The following is a 22,703-nucleotide window of genomic DNA, read 5'->3' as shown; positions in this document are numbered from 1 at the left end:
ATTAATATATGGAATGATCGATCCACAAATGCATCTTAAGGAGGAAATAAAATTGTCCCAACGTTCATCATCCGCGGGTAAACTTCAATCTGCCGACGCTTCCATTAAGCTTCCCTGGCTTGCCCTGCTGGCGCTTGCTATGACAGGGTTCATCTGCATTCTTACTGAAACCATTCCGGCGGGGCTACTCCCATTAATAGGAGAAGGGCTAAATATTTCTAAGGGGTTGGCTGGTCAACTGGTAACTTCTTATGCGATTGGTTCCATAGTGGCCGCAATTCCGTTCGCCATGTTTACCAGCGGGTTTAGGCGCCGTCCGTTGTTACTCGCCATTATAGCGGTATTCTTGGTATTTAATACCGTCACCGCCCTGTCGGCCAGTTATGTGTTGACACTTATCGCTCGTTTCTTCGCCGGTATGGCTGCCGGCGCCGCATGGGGGATGATCGCCGGGTACGCACGCCGGATGGTGCCAGAGATCTTGAAAGGACGTGCTTTGGCAGTTGCGATGGTGGGAACTCCAATCGCTCTTACGTTCGGAGTACCATTGGGCACTATGCTCGGTGACCTGATTGGTTGGCGTGCCGTTTTTGGACTCATGTCTCTTCTCACTCTTATTTTAATTGGTTGGGTGCTGTGGAAAGTTCCGGATTATTCAGGGCAAACTACAAATCAAAGAATGACTTTTAGGCAAGTGTTTGTTATGCCCGGCTTACGTTCAATTCTTATAGTGGTGTTTACCTGGATGTTGGCACACAATATCCTATATACGTATATCTCACCCTTTCTCGAGCCAATCGGACTCTCAGAGCGTGTCGATCTCGTCTTGCTGGTCTTCGGAATAGCCGCACTTATCTCTATCTGGATTGTCGGACTGTTAATTGACCGTATGCTACGCCCTCTTGTATTGATCAGCCTAATTGGTTTTGTGCTTGTGTCCGTTGCCCTATGGGTGGGCGGTACATCAGTACCGATTGTCTATACAGCAGTTGTGTTATGGGGACTGACCTTCGGCGGTGCTGCCACGTTGCTGCAAACCGCCCAAGCTAATGCAAGCGGTGAAGAAGGCGTAGATATCGCAATGCCGATAAATACCACAGTATGGAATTTGGCCATCGCTGGCGGAGGAATTGTTGGTGGCGCGTTGCTAGAGCATGTTGGAGCTCAGTCTTTTCCAGTGGCGCTATTGATCCTGCTACTTGTTGCATTGATTATCGCTTGGAGTGCGAAGAGACACGGATTCCCTAGTAAGCAGTGAAGTCCCTCATCGCAGGATAGTTACAATTTGTAGGTCTATAGCGTTAAATCACTAGTATTAGGTTATGTAATGATATTCTAATATTCAGTAATTGGAACAATGTGGTAAAGTGGAATAATGGTACAAGTAATCAACAAAAAATAGAGGAGGCAACAAATATTTCATGGGCAACGACTTATACAGAAAACTAGGTGCAGCCTTTCTAATTTCCGCTGGAGTAATCTATGCTATTGAACGTGTGGGCTCTTTGATAGCTCGCATCCAAGAAATTGCAGTGTTATACGAAGCGAAAATGTTCGATGCCCTACCTAAAACTCATATTACAGGCTTCTTCGATAATATCTTTGTGCCAATCCTTACGTTCCTCGGTATGATACTTTTCGTATATGGGTTCCCGAAAAAAATAAAATGAGGTAACTCACTCAACGCGATGGGAACACATTATGTATAGTGCAGCGAAGCACTAACAGGAAACGTTAATGAAAAAGTGGTTGCTTCATTCACCGCTTGGGCAAAAAACTCAATCTTTATGATACTTAATAAAGTGACAGAGGAGGTGCTTAAATGGCGGAAAGAAGATGTGGTATTGTCAAATGGTTCAAAGAAGATAAAGGTTACGGACGGATAATGCTAGACGGGCAGGACGATAACCATGTGTTTGTTCACTTTAGCGAAATACGACCAGACCCTATTAGGCTACCGAACGGCTTTCGGTTTCTTAAAGAGGGTCAAAAAGTTGCGTTCGACCTATTCGAGTTCCCGAGTATGGTTGATTCTCAGCGTTGGACAGCTAAGAATGTGCAAATCTTAGAGGACTAAAGAATCGAGACGTATTTCCTAAATATATGGACTTTCGGGACCCATAATTAAGCTAACAGCCAGGATAATGCTGGTAAATTCCGAATTTACTTATGCTAACAATGATTAATGGGGGGCAGTCCATGGAAAGAAGCGAATTGTATGTTTACCACATTGTCACGAGAAGAAAAATGGACATTGGGCAGATAATTAGCTTTGACAAAAACAAAAAAAACACTTTATATCACTTCTTTTTTGAGAAGGAACAGATGAATTCCAAAGGTGAAGACTTTATTCAAATATTACACCGTCATTATACAAATGACGGCTTTAAGTTGGATAAAGAGAATGCAGATGTAGTTATTAGATATGCGGAACAAACAATCAGAGCTACTAGAGAAGTAATAGTTGAAATGGTCAGATTGCAAGAATATCCTGAATATCCTTCACGGTTGTCTTGCTTATACGCTGCTAAGAGCTATGAAGACGCTCTGAAATGGAAAGAACTTTTCGATTCTTATCATCGAAAAGTTTTGCAGATCGTTAAACTTCGGGTTACTGGGAATATCTTTGAAGGTGACGGTAATCTTTTACCAAAGGAAGATGGAATTCCTTTCTCCCGAAAAATCAAACAAGCCAGAGAATATTGGAAAGGCAATATAAATAACGAACTTCCTGAGCTGCTGATTAATGGGGAAATCGAAGTAGTAGAAATTATTGATGAATTCTCCACTTAATTTCAACAAAAGCGCTGAAAAAGCAAGCTAGAATTAATTGCTCTAAGATCCCCCGCTTATTCAACTATAGGGCAGGATTGTATAGCAAGTTGTTTCTGGAGAAAAACACAATAAACTGGTAGTGTAAGAGGAAATAAAGTAGGGTGGTTATCATATGAAGAAGATTGGTTGTTTGCATGCCCACTATTCAAATATTGAGTATATTCAAAAAGCTATTGCTTCAAATGATTTAGAATTAGTACACTTTGTAGACCCTGGATTAATGAGCAGAATTGCGTCAGATGAAAATTTCGATTTAACAAAAGCCCAAAACAAAGTGAATGAGCAGATTGAATGGATAGCAAATACGAATATCGATGCAATTTTAATTACATGTACTAATTACATTGCTATTCTCAACGAAGAACAACTTAAGACATCAGTCCCAATAATAAAAATTGATGAGCCATTTATCCACCACGTTTGCAATATAACAGAGCCACAGATTCTACTATTTACTAATCCAGCAACAGTCGAAGGAACAATGAAACGGCTTAATGAATTTGCAACCACACACGCAAAACCAATTAATATTGATGTTCAAGTCATTGAGAATACCTTCGAGCTAATAATGCAAGGAAAGAAGGAGCAATATGTGAATGAAGTATCAAACTATATAAAGGGTTTGCTTGTCTCTGACCCCAACAAGACCATTTCTGTAGCTCAATTATCCATGGTTGAAACTGCTGAAAAAGTTGAGCGTGAAATGGATGTGCAAATTGGAAATCCATTAAAAACATTGGTAACATATCTTGGATAGAGGTTAAAGTTTAATTCCGCTAACGGGCAGGATACGTTGTAATTAACAGCACTATTATAAGTGGCAGTCAGCCTGAGGTGAACTAATGAATTTTAGATGTGAGTGTGGACAAAGAATACACGACACGACTGATTATTTATCCTATAAGGGATATTTAATTTCTGACCAAGATCAGTTTGATCTCCTAGACGAGATTGACGATGCTATTGAAAAATCGGGGCCGTCGTCTACAGATAAAGAAGAAGCTGCAATGAGAATTCGATCATTAATATCCACACTTTTTAAGACGGTTTATCAGTGTTCAAATTGTGGGAATTTCTTCATTGATAATGATCATCCTGGGCTAGAAATGTTCAGGGGAGCTAATCAAGTTAATAAGAACTTATTAGAGTCAGCTTTAGGGGACAAGTGGAGAGGTTTTATATATGCGGATTGGAAAGATAAAATTCCCGATTGGCAAACTTCCAATGGAACCCTACTTAACGAAACGAATGTAAGCTCTCTAACTGGACAATTGGATGAAAACGGAAAATATAGTGATTGGGAAACCTTGGAGCTGGATTATTATCAGTTATTTAATGACCTAAAGAATAAGAATGTTATAAGGTTCAGCCAATTGAAAAAGAACAATACAGTAATACATTCATGGAGCTTACAAAAATAGCTAGAGACAAAGCAATTAATTATTGATGATTTCGGAGGATTTTACTTGAAGGATGATTCCCGTGAATAGGACGATTCTTTGTTTTTAAGGGAATCTAGGCAACGATTTTGATTTGAATTACATTGAACTCTAACGGAGAACGATAACCTAATAATGACATGGAGACAGCTGGTCACGACGATCGGCTGCCTCTTTTAACCGAACGGGGAGTTTAATGCAATGAATTACGCTAGCGGGCAGTAAAGTTGAATAACCTAGCTTTGATATACTTGGTTTATATTGTGGAGGAGATGGAGGCAATCATGATTGCGTTCGTTGTCGCAATTGATTGTGTGAAGGCTGACTAAGCGGCTGCTTCTCATCAGTGACTATTTTGTCTAGGTCTTACAATATGAAAGGGGGAATGGCGTTGATTGAACATAGCAATCTTGAAGAATATCAAGATCCGGTAAATTACGATCTTGAATTTGACGGTGAAATTGACAAATATCAGTTCTATCTTGAGCTTGCTAGATCGAGTCCTGGGGAAGTGTTAGAGCTTGCTTGTGGTACAGGTTTAACAACGATACCCCTGTCGAAAGCCGGCATAACGATGACCGGTGTAGATATCTCTTCAGCGATGCTCGCATATGCGCGGTTGAAGGCGGAAGGGTTGACTGTTACTTTTATGGAAGGTGATGCCCGTACCTTCGAATCGGACAAGCGATTTTCAATGATTTATTTGACTGGTAATGCATTTCAGGCATTCATAAGTGATCAAGATCAAATTGATTTGCTCACGACCGTTCACAAACATTTACAACCCCAGGGAATCTTTGCATTCGAGACCCGTAATCCGGAGGGAACGGATTTATCCGATCAAGAGGAGACAGAATGGGGATCATTCATAGATAAGGAGGGGAATAACGTCAAGGTATCAGGCACACAATGTTACGATGCTAGACAGCATGTCATGCATTGGGTCACGATGCGTGATTGGGGGGATAAGCGGACGACTTCCCGAATTGCTTGTCGGTTCACGGATCAGGATACGCTACATTCTTTATTAACCCGTCACGGCTTTGGCGTCGAACATCAATATGCTGATTGGGATAAGGCGCCGTTCTCTCCGTCATCTTCATCTATCAATAGCGTTTGTAGGAAATGTTAGGATAGATGTAATGCATTGCAATAGAAAAAATCCCCTCAGGTCGAGGGGATTTTTGGTGATCCTAAGTTTAGCATTCTTTTCGTATTAGGATTCCGTACCCCATGAGAAGGCAAGAATTGAAGATGCTAATGACTTGTCTGAATTAATTTTATTGGAACTGATTCCAACATTGAAAAGATGCAAAATCAGGATTTAGTTCACAATTTTCAAATTCCGTTCCTCAAAAATTTCTTTGGCAACAAAAACGGCATTAAGAACTCTTGGAAAACCAGTATAGGGAATGCAATGCATAATCGCTTCAATTACTTCATTGGGTGTAAGTCCTACATTGAGAGCTGCGTTGATATGCACGTTTAGCTGTGGCTCACATCCGCCTTGTGTTGTAAGCGACGCGACCGTTATTAGCTGACGCTGTTTGAGATCAAGCACTTCTCTTGAGTATATCTCTCCAAATGCAAATTCAACAACGTACTTTCCCAGGTCGGGAGCAATATCCCTCATTGACTCAATAACACGTTTTCCTCCTTCACCATCTATTTGCATTAGTTTTTCCCAACCACGTGTATAACGTTCATTTGACATATATTATTCCTCCTCTGTGTAACTTGAATTAAATGTTACACTTTAGAGTGCACTCTAAAGCAATGGTTTTTTTTTGATGTGCTATAATAATATTTATGGAACCTAATTTTTTTTCAATTCAACAAATCTCTGAAATGACAGGGCTTACTGTTCACACATTGCGCTATTACGAGAAAATCGGATTGCTTTACGGGATCCATCGAGATACAAGTGGGTATCGCCAGTATTCAGAGACTGATATCTCGTGGGTCCATTTTTTACTCCGATTGCGGGTAACTGGAATGAAAGTCAGTGATATGAAGCATTTTTCTGATCTGCGAAGTCAAGGAGAGGCTACAATAAGTGCAAGACGAGAGCTGTTGGAAACCCATCAAAAAAACGTTCTTGCGCAAATTAATGAACTGAAGAACAACCTGAAGATGATTGATGAAAAGATAGAATCTTATAAATGGATGGAGGGGCAAGACAGTAAAGAACAATGTCTATTCGTTCCTGATAATTGATAGACCGCCCCTTGCTCATAGCTTTCGCTTCCCCTTCAAGTAGCGGTTTATTTATTAAACCTGTCTAACTGAAGGGGAGCATATCAAAATCGATAGCCTGTTCCGTGATTATAATAGCGAGGTTACGAACTTCACCTCCGGAAAGCGGCTATCCGGTCCTTTCATTAAGATTCCGCTTTGATTCTTCAGATACATATCGAAGAAATCCAGCATATAGGCATTGATAACGGAGTTCGCTCTTTCGGGCGCAATCTTTCCTGTAATGCCCAGTATTTTGAAAATCGGAGAAACGAACTGTGCGTCGGTAAAATTCAAATGCTCCGTATTGTCGATATAGAGGACTTGTCCCCCTTTGTCGGCTGCTTCGCGCATCCGTTCGAGCTCCAACTTTTTGTCTTCCGTTACTTGATCCTCCCACTCTCTGGTTGAGCCCATACGTTTAAGCTCTGCATCCGTGTAGACCCGGTTATCCATCACCATTTTTAATTTTTCGAAATAGCTTTCCGAGGTGATGAACAAAAACGGCTTTCGCAGACCCTCTCGGTCACGCAGACGATAAAGCCCTCCATCAAGGTCTATTCCAACCGCGATTCGCGGATCGTAAGAAGCGTCATAGGCCGTCGCTCCGCCGATGGAATGACCAAATACCCCGACATGACCGAGATCAATCCTCCCTTTTAGATGACTTGGAATCTGCCCCGATTGGATGAGCTCGAATTGGTCCAGCGCAAACGCCACATCACCGGTTAAAACTTTTCCCAACTTGTCGCGAATTTTTCTTCCTGTCCGGTAATCATAGCCGGGCGAGAATAAGTCGTTGGTTGTGCTGGTCGTGATTCGCCCGTCCGGAAACTCGGTTGCAAATGTATTGTAGGTGTGGTCGATCACTGCCACGATATATCCGTGACTCGCGAGATGTTCGGCTTGTGACGTGTGGAGGAACCTGGAAGAGCCGTTGCCTGGATTCGCAAGGATCAGCGGGTATGAAGTTTGTGCCGAAGAGATTTCGGCCCCCGGATTAGCATGACTGGATACGTACTTCAGGTGTTGAAACGTAAACCCGGGAAGGCCGTAGTCCGCCGCCATATAACGTAAAATCTGGGGATCGGGAATAAAGGGAGCGTACTTGCCGTTGCCAGCTTGAGCCGGATACCATACCTGAACCATCAATTCTCTCTTACCCTCTCTGGCTTCGTCGAATATCTCTTCCCTATTTGTATCCACGAAATGAAAAGTTTGCGTTCCTACCTTAAATTCGCCTGTCGGTTCAGGTAGTTTAGATACAGGAAAAGCATACATGAGACCCGCTGTTACAACCAGCATTATCGCTATAGCGGTATAAGCTGAACCCAACATGAATCGTGGGATTTTTTTTTGGCCGTTTTTTTTAAAATAGCTATACCCTGAAATGGCTAAAAAAATGATCGTTATGCAATATAGGGGGAATAACTGAACTCTGTATCCTTCCACCGTCCAATGAATGACCAGTAAAAGTGTGGCGATCCCGCTTGCAACGAATACTGGAATTCTACGCTGTCCTTTTTTTAATAGGACTGTTAATGCAAACAAGCCGATGTTCGACAATAAAAGCAACAGTTCAAACAGCCTCATCCCGATTCTCCTTTTCAAAAAAATCTATTTTCGTTTGTTCCAATCTTATCCTGCCAGGCTGGCCTGAGCTATCGATTTGCCTTACATCTACCTTACAAGTTTGAAATTCGATCTTGCGGTATTCCCATGCCAAAACAGATTTTATAAACTCGGGTTATGGAAAAGTTAGGGTTAAACTAACAAGACACGATAGTTCAAACACGACATGTAGACAGCCAGTCAGTGCGATCGGCTGTCTTTGTTGAATTGCCTACAGAAACCCCTTTTCTCTCAATAATTTTTCTGTGCATTCCCACAACCTGCGCTGCATGGCATCATCTCCTCCGGGAGAGACTGGCTCAATGGATTGTCCTGTTCCGACATTAAAGTATCCACCCGTCTTATTTAGATATTCCGGATCAGCAATTAATCGGGTAATAATATCGGTTCCTCTTCGCGGATCTCCAAGGTGCAGGGCTTTCAATAATCGTTCGAGGACGGGGGCGAACCAAAGTTCTCGTCCGAGTCCGGTAACATTAAATCCAGGATTCAGTGCATTTACGCTAATACCCGTTCCTGACCACCGCCGCGCAAGTTCAGCCGAGAACATAATATTTAATAATTTGGTTTTTCCATAGACAGGGGATGAGCCGCGTGCGGTAAAGGGAGTTGTATCTGTTAAATCCTCTGGCAGCTTCAATATACCGTGACGGCGTGAAGCTTCAGAGGCAACATTGACAACTCTGGCATGGCTCGAGTTTTGCAGGGAAGGTTTTAGAATCTGTGTTAAAATCCATGGAGCGAAATAATTGACGGTAATCATCTCAGGAAGACCCTCGGGGGTGATGCGAGGCTTAAAAGCATGTATCCCCACATTGTTCAACAGCACATCAATTTTAGGATATTCGGCAGCTATTTCACTCCCAACCCGTAAAATATCCTTAATTGACGAAAAGTCTCCATAAAAGAAATCAACATTCGCTGAAGGTGCCTGCTCCTTTATTTGTTCTCTCGTGATTTCGGCGCGTTCTTTACTCCGGGCAGTCAAAATAAGATCAAATCCGCGTTTTCCTAATTCGAGCGCGACAAGCTGCCCAAGTCCACTGGTAGCACCAGTAATGACAACATTTTCTTTATTAACCATCGTCTTTTCTCCCTCCTATGATACACTTAAAAAGTGGATAATCACTATAACCCGCCTATGAATTTAGTTGACATATATCCACTATATTGATTTAGTTGATATATGTCAATTACTTAAAGGTTTTATTTAAACCTAAAGAAAGGTGATTAAGAATGCAAGAGATAAACGTACCTAGGGATAGACTTGAGATTGAATTGGGCGAACAGCTTAATGCTCTCATTAGTTCTGCACATGCCTTAAATGTAAAAGCCGCTGCTAAATTCGATTCCTCCATACAGCCTGCTGCCTTCCATCTTGTTCGCTGGTTGTATTCCTATGGCGCCACTAATGCCGCCGCTTTAGCTGAATCAACAGCAATGGATCGAAGTTCGGTCAGTCGCCTCGTCAAACAACTTCAAGCTTTGGGATATGTAAAACGAGAAACGTCGGCTAATGATGGACGGGGAATTGTATTATCTCTTACCGATTACGGGCAACAAAAAGTTTTAGATGCGCTGAAGGAAAAAGAGTCTGTGTACTATGAACGGCTTTCGGACTGGAAAGATGTTGAGCTTCATGATTTCATCCAAAGGCTAAGGCACTTTAATGGATTTCGTAGTTAAAGTGGAACCCTTAACGCATTGCCAGAACAATTTGTAAAATCGAGTAGCACAAGGAGTTTCTTGTTCCGCTAACAGGAAACGTTAGCTCAATAAAACAGCGGCAGTCCAGGACTTTACTTCGTCCACGGCTGCCGCTGTTTTGTATTTGGGCTAGTCTAATGCTTTATTTACTTTATTCTTGCTGATAAATGCGGTAATTTCCGCTTAAGGCCAGCAGACTGAAGAAATACAGGCAGTTGTCGTAATACCGGCGGACCCCGCTGCGCAGAGGTGTATTCCAGAAGAGCCTTGCGAACGGTTCCGCATCTGGTCCATCGGCAGCGAGTGAGGCCATGGCCAGCGTAGCCAGGAGTCCGACCGGATGCAGTGCCATTTCCTCGAACGGATGGCCGTCAATGGTGTATCGGCGGTAATCCGCAGGTTCAATGTCCCGAAAGAATTGCTGAATGCGGTTCGACTGCTCGATCTGCCAGGGATCGCTGCGGAACCATTCATAGTCCAGCGCGATATTGGCCGCTACGCGGTAGGCATCGCTGAAGAAATGACGGAAATCGCCATGGGGCTGAAGAGCTGCGGGTGTGCCGTCGAAATTTGCGTATTCCGGGGAGAGGCCGGTTACCGGATGGCAGGCTTGATGCAGGTAGACTCTGCTTGCTTCCGCAGCCTCCTTCCAGAATGTGCGGTCCTGCTCGTCTGCCTCCCGGGCAAACAATTCGTAGAAATGAGGCAGATGGTAGGAAGGATCACTGAAAGGAGACTCGGGAACGAACTTGATCAGCTTGTTCGCCGGGTCCCACATCGGGTCTCCCTCTCCATGCTCTCCTTGATGTACGCAAGCGCGGAGAATTATCTTCGCCTGTTCAGAATAGTTGTACGGCTCCGGCCCGTCACCCCAGCGGCTGGAAGCGAAGAACAACGCCATCGCGAAGAATTCTTCACCGTCCGGTGCGGGTCCTTGGGACAGGAGGCTGCCGTCCGGCTTGCAGTGCCAGGCAAAATAATCCTTGTAGCGTCCTTCCGTATGCTGCATGAACACCTTGGAGAAAAGCCACAGCCGGTCGAATTCATCTTTCTTGTCCATTTGCACAGCCATCATCATCCCGTAGGACATGCCTTCGGAGCGTACATCGGAATTGCCGGTATCCAGCATATAGGCTTTATCGTTGTCCGCCGGATAATAGATCCGCACATCGGGAGCCCCGTAGAACAAATCGTTCCATACCTGTTCAAGCCTTGCTTGAATCTCTTCTTCCGTATAGCCAGTCTCTCTGAACAGATTTCTATATTCATGCGTGTAATAAGAACCCTCATTGTTAATATTCATAGCACCCTCCAGTGGAACTGATTTTGCCCAAAGTATAGCATGGCGGAAGGTGAACAAATTAAAGCGTTTTCCCTGAAAAATATAGTTCAAACCTATTTGGATAAAAAAATAAATTCTGATTAAATTACATTATATGGTAAAAACTCTTGACATGCATATGATAGAATTTATTTAAGAGTGTTTTTTTTGTTCGAATTAGGAGGCCTTATGCATAAATATATAAGTGTTCACGGAGCCAGGGAAAATAATCTGAAGAATGTCAGTCTTAACATCCCACGCAACCAATTCGTAGTTTTTACCGGGGTAAGCGGATCGGGCAAATCGAGTCTGGCTTTTGATACTCTGTATGCCGAAGGACAAATGCGTTATGTGGAATCGCTCTCGTCCTACGCCCGGCAATTTCTGGGGCTTAGGGGCAAGCCGGATGTCGATTCAATTGACGGACTTTCACCCGCGGTAGCCATCGAGCAAAAGACGACTTCAAACAATCCGCGTTCAACAGTGGGGACAGTTACGGAAATTTATGATTATCTGCGCTTGCTTTGGTCCAAGATCGGAATTCCCCATTGCCCCTCCTGCGGGAGAAGGGTTGAACGCCAATCTGTGGATCAGATTGTGGAACAGATCAGCAGTCTACCTACCGGAACCAAATACGAAATACTGGCTCCCGTCGTCCGTGACCAAAAAGGAGAGCATCAGCATGTATTTGAACAGGCCAAACAAAATGGATATGTCCGGGTCCGGGTGAATGGGGAGGTTCATGACTTATCCGGTGAAATACGCTTGGACAAAAATAAAAAACATCAAATCGCAATTGTGATTGATCGTCTGATAGTGAAGGACATAGATGTTCAAAGGTTGTCAGACTCTCTGGAAACGGCATTGTCGCTCTCGTGCGATCTGGTCATTATTCGTCAAACCGCCAGCGGTGAAGAGACCTTATTCTCACAAACCTATGCCTGCCCTTACTGTTCGATCTCACTGCCGGAGTTATCCCCGCGTATGTTCTCGTTCAACAATCATGAGGGTGCTTGTCCGGCCTGCTCAGGTTTGGGTTCGCATTTGAAGGTCGATCCGGGTAAGGTTATTCCTGATAAAAGCCGCTCGATCAACTCAGGCGGGATTGTGGCCAACGGCTGGAACAATGTCAAAAGTAATTCTTTTTGCAAAATGTACTATGAAGCGCTAAGTGCAAGGTATGGCTTCAATTTCGACACTCCGCTAGGAGAGCTTACGGAAGAAGCACTGGATGGGCTGCTGTATGGAACCCGTGGAGAGAAGCTTGAAGTGTACCATCCCAGTGAAGTGCTAAGAAAGTATGTGAAAGAATCCTTTGAAGGCATTATGAACAATCTGGAGCGGCGTTACCGCGAGACACAGTCTGAGGCGATGCAGAAAGAAATTGAAGAGTACATGTCCGTATTGCCCTGTCCGGATTGTCACGGTGACCGCCTGTCTCCAGTTATTCTTGCAGTCACTATTAATGGATTGAATATATCGGAATTCTGCAGGTTATCCATTGACGCGGAACTGCAATTGATTAGAAATCTGAGCTTGTCGAAGGAACATTCCAAGATTGCCGGTTCTATTCTTCAGGAGATTGATTCCAGATATCAGTTCCTGAACAACGTAGGGTTGAACTATTTAACGCTTTCCAGAGCTGCCGGAACTTTATCAGGCGGTGAAAGCCAGCGCATTCGTCTGGCGACGCAGCTCGGTTCCGGGCTGATGGGTGTACTGTATATTTTGGACGAGCCTTCGATTGGGCTGCATCAACGGGATAATGACCGCCTGCTGCTGGCTTTGAAAAAAATGCGTGATCTCGGCAACACCTTAATCGTCGTGGAACACGATGAGGATACCATACGGCAGGCGGACTGGATCGTGGACATTGGACCTTATGCCGGTACGAATGGCGGTGAAGTGGTTGTGCAGGGGGGACTTGAAGACATCCTGGCGGAGTCCCGCTCCATTACGGGCCAGTATCTTTCCCGGCAAAAGCTGATCCCCGTACCTGAAACGCGCCGTGCCGGAACTGGGCAACAGCTAACTATTACAGGGGCAGCCGCCAACAATTTGCAGGGGATTCATGTTTCGATTCCACTCGGTACATTCACTTGTGTCACAGGGGTTTCAGGCTCAGGTAAGTCTAGTCTGGTCAACGAAATCCTGTACAAAAAGCTGGCAGCATCACTCAACAGGGCTCATACCGTTCCCGGAGCCCACCTGAGCATAGAAGGAATGGAGCATCTGGACAAGATCATCAATATCGACCAACAACCGATCGGACGCACCCCGCGATCCAATCCGGCCACCTATACAGGATTGTTTGATAATATCCGCACGCTGTTCTCGCTCACCAATGAAGCGAAGATTCGAGCTTATGGCCCGGGACGGTTTTCCTTCAATATAAAAGGGGGCCGCTGTGAGGCTTGTGCGGGCGAAGGACTGATTAGGGTGGAAATGCACTTTCTCCCGGATGTCTATGTGCCCTGCAGCATTTGCAAAGGGCGAAGATACAGCCGTGAAACGCTTGAGGTCCACTATAAAGGCAAGAGTATTGCAGATGTACTGGAAATGACGGCTCAGGAAGCAGTTCAGTTTTTTGAGAATATTCCAAAAATCCGCAAAAAGATCGAAGCGCTCTGCAGCGTGGGACTCGGTTATATTAAGCTCGGGCAATCGTCCACCACATTATCCGGAGGGGAAGCGCAGCGGGTAAAGCTGGCAGCAGAGCTGCTGAAGCCGGCTACCGGGTCTACTATTTATGTCATGGATGAGCCGACGACCGGGCTGCATTTTTCAGATGTGCATCAATTGATTGATGTGCTGCATTCGTTAACCGATGCGGGCAATACCGTAGTCGTTATTGAACATAATCTGGATTTGATCAAAAATGCAGATTACATTATTGATCTGGGACCTGAAGGTGGAGCGGAGGGCGGAACGATTGTATGCACAGGCACACCGGAGCAGGTAGCTTCTGTTGAAACGAGCTATACAGGCCAATATTTGAAAAAAGAGCTGGATAAAAGTTGTGTGTAGAGTGGATGAAAGGAGCATTGCCGCAATGAACTGGGTAAATGAACAAATCTATCATACCGGGTATGGCCCTGGAATTGTCGTCAGCCATATCGACGGACGGATAAGCGTGTTATTCTCGGAAGCCATTGGTGAAAAAAGCTTTCTGTATCCGGAAGCCTTTGAGCGCTATTTGAAAACAGCCAATCCTTCTTTTCAGGAACAAGCTGCGGCAGATTTACAGCTGAAAAGGGAGCAGGTGGCGGCAGAAAAGATCCGCCAAGAGCAGCTTCGTATAGAAGAAATCCATAAGCTGGCTGAGGAAAAGCTTGCAGCAAAGAGTAAAGCCCGCAAGAAAGCAGCGCCGCGGAAGAAGAAAATTTAAGGAAGAAAAGGTAGACTGAATTTCCCGAGCTCATCCTATATTGAATATACAAAGAAATCGATCCTTTTTGAGATGGTTGGTGGAACTTCCATTTTACCAAAAAGGGCGATTTCTTTTTTTGCGTTTTTTAAAGATTGCATAAAGTACCTTTGCTTCATGAGTGGACGAAGATAAATGAGCATCAATGGAAAAGGCCTCCCACAGCTGGGCGAACAGATCGAAGACTGCGGACTGCAGCCGCATTCGCTGGGACATCGTAATATCTCCGGCAATTGACTTTGAAATCTCCACCAGCTTAGAGAGAACCGGACCTAATTTATGGGCAATGGTGCTGTCGGATTCAAAGAGAACATAATTCAGGCGGCTCAGCAGGGAAATCAGGATCTTATCATCGATATCAAAATGGATGCAGTTTGTCTATATCAGTATATCTGAGTTCTGCTTGATTTGGGTAAATAAATGCTCGATTTGACAATGTTCCCGGCTGCCGGACCCATGATAGGATGAACTAGAACAAGCAGAACAAGGGAGCTTAAGCAGAGCTTCGGAAAGGAGTCTTTATGACAAAAGCCTATGTATTCTATAATGTTCAGCACTCGCGAGTCCGGGAGATGGAGAATGTTATGAGGTGTTGCCCTTTTTCGAGCATGTGGAAGATCGCTCCGATTAAAGATGACATTGTGCCAGCCGTATTTACTGAATTGACCCTCGATAATACGAAAGGCACCTTTACAAGAAAAGGATTCGTCGTCCGGGAAGCAGTACACTAAGACAAATTACTTCAGGCCAGAACAAGGAGGAATCTGCATATGAAAGCATCCAACGATAATAAACATACTCTTGCTGACAGTGGATACAATGCCTGGTTAAGTTATCCGGTGCTGCCGCAAGGGAGCGCATATAATCAATACGTGAAATGGTGCAGGGCCGTGAAGGTTGCCGAAATGAACAATACGGTTCAGGCTGCGCTTCAGGAATGGCAAAGAGGTATTGAATCAATGCTGGGCATAAAGGTATCATCCGAACCGGATGGGCTGTGTATTGCCATCGGCACCTTCCAGGGAGGAAATGAATTGATTTCCAGTGTGTTTGCTGAAGATACCCTTGCAAAGGTGGGCCCCGAAGGCTTTGCGATCCGGTCCAGTGAAGAACATGACTGCATTGCAGTAGGCGCTTCATCACCGGCTGGTGTTCTCTATGGTGTATTTCACCTGCTGCGCCTGATCGGCAGCCTGCAGAGCATTGAAGGGTTGGACGAGGTAGTCAATCCAATAAACGGGCTGCGGATGATTAACCATTGGGATAATTTTGACGGCAGTGTGGAGCGGGGATATTCGGGAAGATCGTTTTTGTATGAAAACAACCGTTTTACGGACGACCTGGAGCGTATCCGCGATTATGCGCGGTTGATGTCCTCGGCAGGTATCAACGCCATTGCGATCAATAATGTGAATGTCCATGCACTTGAAACGCTGTTTATTTCGAAGTACCTGTCCGATGTTTCAAGAATTGCGGATGTGTTCAGGCTGTATGGGATCAAGCTATTCCTGAGCGTTAATTTTGCCGGTCCGATGCATGAAGGAGAAGTAGGGACAGCCGATCCCTTGGACCCTGAAGTACGCAAGTGGTGGCAGAGTAAAACAGCCGAAATCTATACAGCCATTCCCGATTTTGGCGGATTTGTGGTCAAGGCAGATTCGGAGAACCGCCCGGGTCCGTTCACCTATGGCCGGGACCATGCCGACGGGGCCAACATGCTGGCCGAAGCGCTTGAACCGTTTGGCGGAATCGTGATCTGGCGCTGCTTTGTCTATAACTGCAAGCAGGATTGGCGGGACCGCAAGACCGACCGGGCCAGAGCAGCCTATGACCATTTCAAACCGCTCGACGGCAAATTTAACGATAACGTAATCCTGCAGATCAAGAACGGCCCGATGGATTTCCAGGTCAGAGAGCCTGTATCGCCACTGTTTGGGGCTCTGGAGCGGACCAATCAGGTGATTGAATTCCAGATTGCCCAGGAATATACCGGCCAGCAGCGCCATGTTTGTTATCTGGTCCCCCAATGGAAAGAGATCATGGAATTCAACACCTATGCCAAAGGAGAGGCTTCCCCTGTAAAGCATATCGTGGATGGATCACTATGGGGCAACCGTTACAGTGGAATTGCAGCAGTTTCCAATGTGGGCAATGACAAGAATTGGACCGGCCATCTGCTGGCACAGGCGAATCTGTACGGATACGGACGTCTGGCCTGGAATCCGGAGCTGACGGCAGAGCAAATCGCCAGTGAATGGATCTTGCTGACCTTTGGCACAGACCCGGTAGTATCAGGCGTCATTAGCCGGATTTTGCTGGAATCGTGGGAGATTTATGAATCCTACACGGCACCGCTGGGCGTAGGCTGGATGATCAATCCGGAGCATCATTATGGACCGAATGTCGACGGCTATGAGTATTCGCAGTGGGGCACCTATCATTATGCTGACCATCGGGGAATCGGCGTAGACCGGACAGTTAAGACGGGCACTGGTTACAGTGCCCAATATCTAGGCAGCAATGCTGAGCGCTATGATTCTCTGGAGGAATGTCCCGATGAATTGCTGCTGTTCTTCCACCATGTTCCGTATACCCATATACTTCATTCCGGGAAAACCGTGATCCAGCATATTTATGATGCCCACTTCGAAGGTGCGGAGCGTGCAGCAGAGCTGTTGTCGATGTGGACCAGTCTGAAGGACAAGGTTGCAGAAGGTCTTTACCTGCAGGTGGAGGACCGCCTGAAGGAGCAGGCCGGTCATGCCAAGGAATGGTGCGACCAGATCAATACGTACTTTTACCGGAAGAGCGGCATCGAAGATAACAGCAAACGGGTCATTTACTGAGGGGGAACGGACATGAGCAAGCATTCACAAGTCACAAGACAAGATAAGCTGCCCTTGACCATGAAAGCAGCATAAATTAACCCTTCTCGGTAGGCATCCACGCGGCCAAACGAAGCCGGCTGCAGGCAGGTGAGACGGTGGCGATCATGGGGATGGGGCTTGTCGGGCTGATGGCAGTTGCGGCAGCCAAATCGCATGGGGCCTCCCGGATCATTGTGACCGATCTGGAGGAGGTCAGACTGGAGGCGGCGCTGCGCCTTGGAGCGACGCATGCAATCAATATCAGGAAAGAGGACGCGGTAGAGACCATCAAGCAATTAACGGATGGAGTCGGCGTAGATGTGGCCTGGGAGACTGCCGGTAATCCGAAGGCGCTGCAGTTGGCACTATATTCCATACGGCGCGGGGGAAGGCTGGCTATCGTAGGTCTGCCTGCACAGGATGAGATACCGCTTAATGTGCCCTTTATTGCGGATAACGAAATAGACATTTACGGCATCTTCCGATTTGCCAATACGTACCCCAAAGGAATCGAATTTTTGGCTTCGGGAGACGTGGACGCAGGTGTGTTAATTACAGACTGTTACCCGCTGGCAGAAACCCGCGAAGCGCTCGAACGGGCCATTCATAACAAAAGCGGCAGCCTGAAGGTTATTGTACATCCCAATGAATAGACCTGAGTCTTGATAGAGCTTATGCTCACAAAACATTAGGAGGACATAATGATACCTACTTTCGGATGCATTATAGATAAATTAACGGCAGGAATTGCTACGCCGGACGAAACTGTAGACAAGCTGGAGCCAGGGTGCCTGGAGACGAAGGTGCAGGGAATCGTTACAGCCTTCTCCGCTTCACAGTATGTCATAGAACAGGCTATTGCCTTGGGCGCCAATTTGATCATTACGCACGAAGGCGTCTTTTTCAGCCATCAGAATCACCGGGATTGGCTCATGCATGACCCTGTATATAAGCAAAAAGCTGATCTGATCGCAGGCTCGGGACTGGGAATTTACCGGTTTCATGATTACCTGCACCGCTATACACCGGATGGGATCATGGAAGGCCTTCTCCTGGCGCTTGATTGGCAGAAATATGTTTCGTCACTTCAGCCCTCTGCATCCATTCTGACTATTCCTGCTATGAAGGTTGCGGAGGTTGCAGAATATCTGAAACGGCAGCTTCAAATTCCTTACTTGCGTGTAGCAGGCAGCCTCTCTACTTCATGCCGCAAAGTGGGAATACTGGTCGGTTACAGAGGCAACGGTGCCACGGTGATCCCTTTATTTGAACAAGAGTCCCTCGATTTAATCATAGCCGGAGAAGGTCCGGAGTGGGAGACTCCAGAGTATATAAGAGATGCAGCCCATCAAGGGCGGGGTAAAGCCTTAATTATGCTGGGCCATGCAGAGAGTGAAGCGCCCGGCATGAGTTATCTGGCAGAGCGGCTGTCATCGCAGTTTCCACAGCTTCCGGTCCACTTTGTTAAAGACCAGCCGGTGTTTCAAATCGTATAGAGATCGAATCCACAAACGGGGGGAATCTTATCCATATGAGTATCAAAAGAAAACTGAATGCTGGCTGGCATTTCAGTAAACAGCCGCTTCATTCGGAGCTGGCGAAGGTAGCCGCCGATGCGGACTGGATGCCGGTTTCGCTGCCTCATGATTGGCTGATCTACAACACTCAAGGGCTCTATGAAAACGGAGAGGGCTGGTACCGCAAAATCCTCACCCTGGACGAAGTGCCAGCCCACAGCCGCCTGTCCCTGCGTTTTGAGGGAGTGTATATGAATTCTACGCTTTATGTGAACGGACATGTGGCGGGCGAATGGAAATACGGATACTCGACCTTTGAATTCGATATTACCCCATATCTGATTGAGGGAGACAATACGATTAATATGCGTGTCATTCATGAATCACCCAATTCCCGCTGGTACTCAGGTGCCGGGATCTACCGCTCTGTGTGGCTGAAGACTTATCCGAAGACTCATATAGCACCCGATGGCATTTATATTGCCGCCCGGCATGCGGGCGGCGAAGCCTGGACAGTCGATGTGGACTGTGAGCTGCAGGTGGAAGAAGGAGCAGAAACATCGGGCCTGAAGCTCAGCCACACCATTTTGGACGACGCCGGAACGGCAATCGCACATGGGGAATCTGCGCTTCCGGCGCAGGGCAGCCGTCTTATCGTTCATGCCCACAGCCGTCTGACCGTAGACCGGCCGGTGCTCTGGGATATCGGCAATCCCTGTCTGTATACACTCCAGACGGAGCTGCTGGATCAGGATGAAGTTGCTGAAGAAGAACGGCAAAACTTCGGATTCCGCCGGGTGGAATTGGACAGTGAGAGAGGTTTCTTCCTGAACGGAAACCACGTCAAAATTTACGGTGTGTGCCAGCACCATGACCTTGGCTGTCTGGGCGCTGCCGTCAACAAGGCTGCACTGCGGCGGCAGTTCGTCCTGCTGCAGGAAATGGGTGTGAACGCCATACGCACCGCGCATAATATGCCTGCGGTTGAATTGATGGAACTGGCGGACGAAATGGGCATGCTTATCGTCTCGGAAGCCTTCGACATGTGGGAGCGCAGCAAAACTCCCTATGATTACGCCCGTTTCTTCCCGGAGTGGTGGAAGAAGGATGTGGCCAGCTGGGTGCGGCGGGACCGCAACCATCCCAGCCTCATCATGTGGAGCATCGGCAATGAGATCTACGACACCCATGCTGATGCCCGCGGCCAGGAGGTCACAAGGCAGCTGCAGGATGAGGTGCTCGCCCACGATCCCAGGGGTAATGCCTTCGTAACGATTGGCTCCAACTACATGCCTTGGGAGAACGCGCAGAAATGCGCCGATATTGTCAAGGTGGCGGGATACAACTACGGGGAGAAATATTATGACCGCCAGCATCAGGAGCATCCCGACTGGATCATCTATGGCAGTGAGACCTGTTCAACGGTGCAAAGCCGGGGCGTTTATCATTTCCCGCTGGCCCAGCCAGTGCTGGCCGACGATGATCAGCAGTGCTCCTCCCTCGGCAACAGCTCAACCAGCTGGGGAGCCAAAAGCACGGAGGCCTGCATCACGGCCGACCGCGATGCCACCTATTCACTCGGACAGTTTCTGTGGACCGGCTTCGATTATATCGGAGAGCCGACTCCGTACTTCACCAAAAACTCCTACTTCGGACAATTGGACACGGCAGGGTTTCCGAAGGATGCTTATTACATTTACCAGGCGGAATGGACGGATTACAGAACCCATCCGATGATCCACATTTTCCCGTACTGGGACTTCTCGGAGGGGCAGCTCATTGATGTCCGGGTTTGCTCGAATGCTCCGCGGATTGAGCTGTTCTTCAATGATGTATCCCAAGGCACCTATGACATCGATCATGTCAATGGCCACAAGCTGCTTGGAGAATGGCAGCTGCCTTATTCTCCTGGTGTTCTTCGTGCAGTTGCCTATGATGATCTGGGCAATGTGATTGCTACGGAGCAGCAATCCTCCTTTGGCGATGCCGCCTCGCTGGTCCTGACTCCCGATAAGCAGCAAATTACGGCTGATGGTGAGGACCTGATCTTTGTTACGATTACCGCAGCTGACAAGGAAGGTCTTCCGGTGGCAAACGCCAATAACCGGGTTAGCCTTAGTATAGAAGGCCCCGGGCGTTTGGTTGGTCTGGATAATGGCGACAGCACGGACTACGATCCATACAAAGGTGTAAGCCGCAAGATGTTCAGCGGCAAGCTGCTCGCTGTGATTGCCGGCACCCGGGAGACGGGCACAATCATCCTGCGTGCTTCTTCGCCGGAAATGCCTTCCGCCGGGCTTGTGCTGCAGTCCGCAGCACCGGAGCCCGGAACTGCTGCGGAAGACGGGTTATACCTCTATGCGGACTGTCCTTTGGAGGCAAGGGAAGAACCGGGAGAAATTCAGAGCAGGGCGGCTGCGGAAATTCCTGTGCGCAAGCTGGAACTGATCTGTCCTGAGGGCAATGTCCTTACTGCGGAGCATCCCGCGCTTCCGGTTCGTGTGAAGCTCCATCCGGAGAATGCTACCTTTCAGGATGTAGAGTGGCGCATTACCAATGCCGGAGGGATAGATGCCAATATAGCGGCTATTAAGGCGGATGGTCATGCAGCGGTCATTACCGGTCTTGGAGATGGGGATGTGTACATTCGCTGCGGCACTGCCAACGGTGCTGATGGGATTCGGCTCTATTCGCATATGGAATTCAAGCTCACCGGGCTAGGCCAAGCTTATCTGGACCCCTATGAATTTATTTCCGCCGGCTATCACAGCGGGGCCAGCCTTAACCTGACCAACGGCAATGATCGCGGCGTTGCAACGGCACGGGAAGGGGAGAGCCGGATCTGTTTCGAACGGATTGATTTCGGCGACTATGGGGCGGATGAAATCATTCTTCCTATTTTCTCCCTGGACGGCGAAGAGTTCCCGGTTGAAATTTGGGAAGGCATTCCCGGAGAGCCGGGGGCCGGGCTGCTGTCTATCGTAACCTACCAGAAGCCGTCACAATGGAATGTATATCAGGAGGAAACCTACAAGCTGCCCAAACGTTTGACGGGCATCACTTCCCTCTCCTTTGTCCTGCGGCGGAAGATACATCTGAAGGGGTTCCGGTTTGTCCACAAGCACAAAGCCTATGAACGGCTCGCCGCTCTTGATAACAGCCGGATTTACGGAGATACCTTCAACGTCACGGAGACAGCTATCGAAGGCATCGGGAACAATGTTTCTCTCGTGTTTGACGGGATGGACTTTGGAGAGCAGGTTTGTACACGGATTGCAATCTGCGGGCGATCTGCACTTGAGAACAATACGCTTCATCTGCTGTTCAGCGGTCCCGGGGTTGAATCCAAGCAGCTTGTGGAGTTTGCCGGTTCAGACGGCTACACAGAGCGGGAATTTATCCTTGAGCCTGTAAGCGGCAGCCGGACTGTAACCTTCTTGTTCCTGCCAGGCAGCCGGTTTGACTTCCAGTGGTTTCAGTTCCGGCCGTCTGCTGATTAGGAGGGTAATGCTAGCTCTAAAACGCAAGATACCCGCAAAGGCGGTGGTCTTGCGTTTTTTTATTTGCGCATGTGGAAAGGGGGGACTGCTGACCCAACAATTGTTGACAGTGTAGCTTAATAATCGACAATCAGGACGAATATATCGGAAAATTCTGTAGCTATAGCTACAGCTTAATAGGCAAAGAGATTCATTGACCTGGAAATGTATGGAGACTATAATC

The 22,703-nt window shown here is 47.0% G+C and carries 19 protein-coding genes and 1 pseudogene; 16 read left to right on the top strand and 4 right to left on the bottom strand.

All coding sequences use genetic code 11. From position 1 onward, the window contains the following. Positions 1-13: 13 nt before the first annotated feature. From NST07_RS24610 to NST07_RS24580, 7 genes are all read left to right on the top strand, one after another. Positions 14-1,258 carry an MFS transporter gene (locus NST07_RS24610; protein ID WP_342480314.1) on the top strand — a complete coding sequence of 415 codons (1,245 nt, stop codon included), beginning with the start codon at positions 14-16 and terminating at the stop codon, positions 1,256-1,258. Between the two features lie 163 nt (positions 1,259-1,421). Continuing rightward, positions 1,422-1,670, top strand: coding sequence for a hypothetical protein (locus NST07_RS24605; protein ID WP_341095044.1), 249 nt, complete (start codon positions 1,422-1,424; stop codon positions 1,668-1,670). 152 nt (positions 1,671-1,822) lie between these two features. After that, the gene (locus NST07_RS24600; protein ID WP_038595257.1) at positions 1,823-2,077 is read left to right on the top strand and encodes a cold shock domain-containing protein; all 255 of its coding nucleotides are present in this window, start codon (positions 1,823-1,825) and stop codon (positions 2,075-2,077) included. A 122-nt stretch (positions 2,078-2,199) separates the two neighbouring features. Next, complete coding sequence (locus tag NST07_RS24595) at positions 2,200-2,793, top strand: DUF2441 domain-containing protein (protein WP_342480313.1); 594 nt, start codon at positions 2,200-2,202, stop codon at positions 2,791-2,793. Positions 2,794-2,947: 154 nt separating this feature from the next. Next, positions 2,948-3,592, top strand: a complete 645-nt coding sequence (locus NST07_RS24590) for an aspartate/glutamate racemase family protein (RefSeq protein ID WP_341095042.1) — start codon at positions 2,948-2,950, stop codon at positions 3,590-3,592. An 85-nt stretch (positions 3,593-3,677) separates the two neighbouring features. Then, positions 3,678-4,256, top strand: a complete 579-nt coding sequence (locus NST07_RS24585; protein ID WP_341095041.1) for a hypothetical protein — start codon at positions 3,678-3,680, stop codon at positions 4,254-4,256. A 403-nt stretch (positions 4,257-4,659) separates the two neighbouring features. Next, entirely contained in the window at positions 4,660-5,406 is a 747-nt protein-coding gene (locus tag NST07_RS24580; RefSeq protein ID WP_342480312.1) for a class I SAM-dependent methyltransferase, read from the top strand. Between the two features lie 192 nt (positions 5,407-5,598). Here the strand turns inward: NST07_RS24580 and NST07_RS24575 are convergent, their stop codons facing one another. After that, positions 5,599-5,988 carry a carboxymuconolactone decarboxylase family protein gene (locus NST07_RS24575; RefSeq protein WP_038595249.1) on the bottom strand — a complete coding sequence of 130 codons (390 nt, stop codon included), beginning with the start codon at positions 5,986-5,988 and terminating at the stop codon, positions 5,599-5,601. Between the two features lie 95 nt (positions 5,989-6,083). Here NST07_RS24575 and NST07_RS24570 point away from each other — a divergent pair, with 95 nt between their 5' ends. Then, positions 6,084-6,491: a MerR family transcriptional regulator gene (locus NST07_RS24570; protein ID WP_342480311.1), complete on the top strand. Its 408-nt coding sequence runs from the start codon at positions 6,084-6,086 to the stop codon at positions 6,489-6,491. A 108-nt stretch (positions 6,492-6,599) separates the two neighbouring features. On the opposite strand, the gene NST07_RS24565 is transcribed toward NST07_RS24570, so the two are convergent. Beyond that, entirely contained in the window at positions 6,600-8,102 is a 1,503-nt protein-coding gene (locus tag NST07_RS24565; protein ID WP_342480310.1) for a dienelactone hydrolase, read from the bottom strand. 250 nt (positions 8,103-8,352) lie between these two features. Continuing rightward, positions 8,353-9,225 carry an SDR family NAD(P)-dependent oxidoreductase gene (locus NST07_RS24560; RefSeq protein ID WP_341095031.1) on the bottom strand — a complete coding sequence of 291 codons (873 nt, stop codon included), beginning with the start codon at positions 9,223-9,225 and terminating at the stop codon, positions 8,353-8,355. Positions 9,226-9,377: 152 nt separating this feature from the next. Between NST07_RS24560 and NST07_RS24555 the strand changes: the two genes are divergently transcribed. Then, positions 9,378-9,827 (top strand): MarR family winged helix-turn-helix transcriptional regulator, encoded by a 450-nt coding sequence (locus tag NST07_RS24555; protein ID WP_341095028.1) that lies wholly within the window; start codon positions 9,378-9,380, stop codon positions 9,825-9,827. A 172-nt stretch (positions 9,828-9,999) separates the two neighbouring features. Here NST07_RS24555 and NST07_RS24550 read toward each other — a convergent pair whose 3' ends face one another. Then, positions 10,000-11,151, bottom strand: a complete 1,152-nt coding sequence (locus tag NST07_RS24550) for a glycosyl hydrolase family 8 (protein WP_341095026.1) — start codon at positions 11,149-11,151, stop codon at positions 10,000-10,002. A 207-nt stretch (positions 11,152-11,358) separates the two neighbouring features. Between NST07_RS24550 and uvrA the strand changes: the two genes are divergently transcribed. From uvrA to NST07_RS24515, 7 genes and pseudogenes are all read left to right on the top strand, one after another. Beyond that, positions 11,359-14,196 (top strand): excinuclease ABC subunit UvrA, encoded by a 2,838-nt coding sequence (gene uvrA, locus NST07_RS24545; RefSeq protein ID WP_341379299.1) that lies wholly within the window; start codon positions 11,359-11,361, stop codon positions 14,194-14,196. A 25-nt stretch (positions 14,197-14,221) separates the two neighbouring features. Then, positions 14,222-14,557: a hypothetical protein gene (locus NST07_RS24540; RefSeq protein ID WP_038595233.1), complete on the top strand. Its 336-nt coding sequence runs from the start codon at positions 14,222-14,224 to the stop codon at positions 14,555-14,557. Between the two features lie 647 nt (positions 14,558-15,204). Next, a complete protein-coding gene (locus NST07_RS24535) occupies positions 15,205-15,327 on the top strand; it encodes a hypothetical protein (RefSeq protein WP_341379298.1) in 123 nt (40 codons plus the stop codon). A 39-nt stretch (positions 15,328-15,366) separates the two neighbouring features. After that, a complete protein-coding gene (locus NST07_RS24530) occupies positions 15,367-17,442 on the top strand; it encodes an alpha-glucuronidase family glycosyl hydrolase (RefSeq protein WP_342480309.1) in 2,076 nt (691 codons plus the stop codon). A 62-nt stretch (positions 17,443-17,504) separates the two neighbouring features. Then, positions 17,505-18,116: pseudogene (locus NST07_RS24525) on the top strand (zinc-binding dehydrogenase); the annotation flags it as partial. A gap of 48 nt (positions 18,117-18,164) precedes the next feature. After that, complete coding sequence (locus NST07_RS24520) at positions 18,165-18,959, top strand: Nif3-like dinuclear metal center hexameric protein (protein WP_341095019.1); 795 nt, start codon at positions 18,165-18,167, stop codon at positions 18,957-18,959. A 35-nt stretch (positions 18,960-18,994) separates the two neighbouring features. Beyond that, the gene (locus NST07_RS24515; protein ID WP_342480308.1) at positions 18,995-22,480 is read left to right on the top strand and encodes a glycoside hydrolase family 2 TIM barrel-domain containing protein; all 3,486 of its coding nucleotides are present in this window, start codon (positions 18,995-18,997) and stop codon (positions 22,478-22,480) included. The last annotated feature ends 223 nt before the right edge of the window (positions 22,481-22,703 follow it).

This window comes from Paenibacillus sp. FSL L8-0340, from assembly GCF_038593145.1.
In the GTDB taxonomy this organism is placed as follows: domain Bacteria; phylum Bacillota; class Bacilli; order Paenibacillales; family Paenibacillaceae; genus Paenibacillus_AQ.
Note: the sequence above shows the minus strand (reverse complement) of the source record. Positions and strands in the feature narration are given on the sequence as shown.

What these genes read in the sequence shown, in the direction of transcription:
- NST07_RS24610 (WP_342480314.1), top strand. Translation starts at nt 14, where the DNA reads ATGATCGATCCACAAATGCATCTTAAGGAGGAAATAAAATTGTCCCAA.
- NST07_RS24605 (WP_341095044.1), top strand. Translation starts at nt 1,422, where the DNA reads ATGGGCAACGACTTATACAGAAAACTAGGTGCAGCCTTTCTAATTTCC.
- NST07_RS24600 (WP_038595257.1), top strand. Translation starts at nt 1,823, where the DNA reads ATGGCGGAAAGAAGATGTGGTATTGTCAAATGGTTCAAAGAAGATAAA.
- NST07_RS24595 (WP_342480313.1), top strand. Translation starts at nt 2,200, where the DNA reads ATGGAAAGAAGCGAATTGTATGTTTACCACATTGTCACGAGAAGAAAA.
- NST07_RS24590 (WP_341095042.1), top strand. Translation starts at nt 2,948, where the DNA reads ATGAAGAAGATTGGTTGTTTGCATGCCCACTATTCAAATATTGAGTAT.
- NST07_RS24585 (WP_341095041.1), top strand. Translation starts at nt 3,678, where the DNA reads ATGAATTTTAGATGTGAGTGTGGACAAAGAATACACGACACGACTGAT.
- NST07_RS24580 (WP_342480312.1), top strand. Translation starts at nt 4,660, where the DNA reads ATGGCGTTGATTGAACATAGCAATCTTGAAGAATATCAAGATCCGGTA.
- NST07_RS24575 (WP_038595249.1), bottom strand. Translation starts at nt 5,988, where the DNA reads ATGTCAAATGAACGTTATACACGTGGTTGGGAAAAACTAATGCAAATA.
- NST07_RS24570 (WP_342480311.1), top strand. Translation starts at nt 6,084, where the DNA reads ATGGAACCTAATTTTTTTTCAATTCAACAAATCTCTGAAATGACAGGG.
- NST07_RS24565 (WP_342480310.1), bottom strand. Translation starts at nt 8,102, where the DNA reads ATGAGGCTGTTTGAACTGTTGCTTTTATTGTCGAACATCGGCTTGTTT.
- NST07_RS24560 (WP_341095031.1), bottom strand. Translation starts at nt 9,225, where the DNA reads ATGGTTAATAAAGAAAATGTTGTCATTACTGGTGCTACCAGTGGACTT.
- NST07_RS24555 (WP_341095028.1), top strand. Translation starts at nt 9,378, where the DNA reads ATGCAAGAGATAAACGTACCTAGGGATAGACTTGAGATTGAATTGGGC.
- NST07_RS24550 (WP_341095026.1), bottom strand. Translation starts at nt 11,151, where the DNA reads ATGAATATTAACAATGAGGGTTCTTATTACACGCATGAATATAGAAAT.
- uvrA (WP_341379299.1), top strand. Translation starts at nt 11,359, where the DNA reads ATGCATAAATATATAAGTGTTCACGGAGCCAGGGAAAATAATCTGAAG.
- NST07_RS24540 (WP_038595233.1), top strand. Translation starts at nt 14,222, where the DNA reads ATGAACTGGGTAAATGAACAAATCTATCATACCGGGTATGGCCCTGGA.
- NST07_RS24535 (WP_341379298.1), top strand. Translation starts at nt 15,205, where the DNA reads ATGTGGAAGATCGCTCCGATTAAAGATGACATTGTGCCAGCCGTATTT.
- NST07_RS24530 (WP_342480309.1), top strand. Translation starts at nt 15,367, where the DNA reads ATGAAAGCATCCAACGATAATAAACATACTCTTGCTGACAGTGGATAC.
- NST07_RS24520 (WP_341095019.1), top strand. Translation starts at nt 18,165, where the DNA reads ATGATACCTACTTTCGGATGCATTATAGATAAATTAACGGCAGGAATT.
- NST07_RS24515 (WP_342480308.1), top strand. Translation starts at nt 18,995, where the DNA reads ATGAGTATCAAAAGAAAACTGAATGCTGGCTGGCATTTCAGTAAACAG.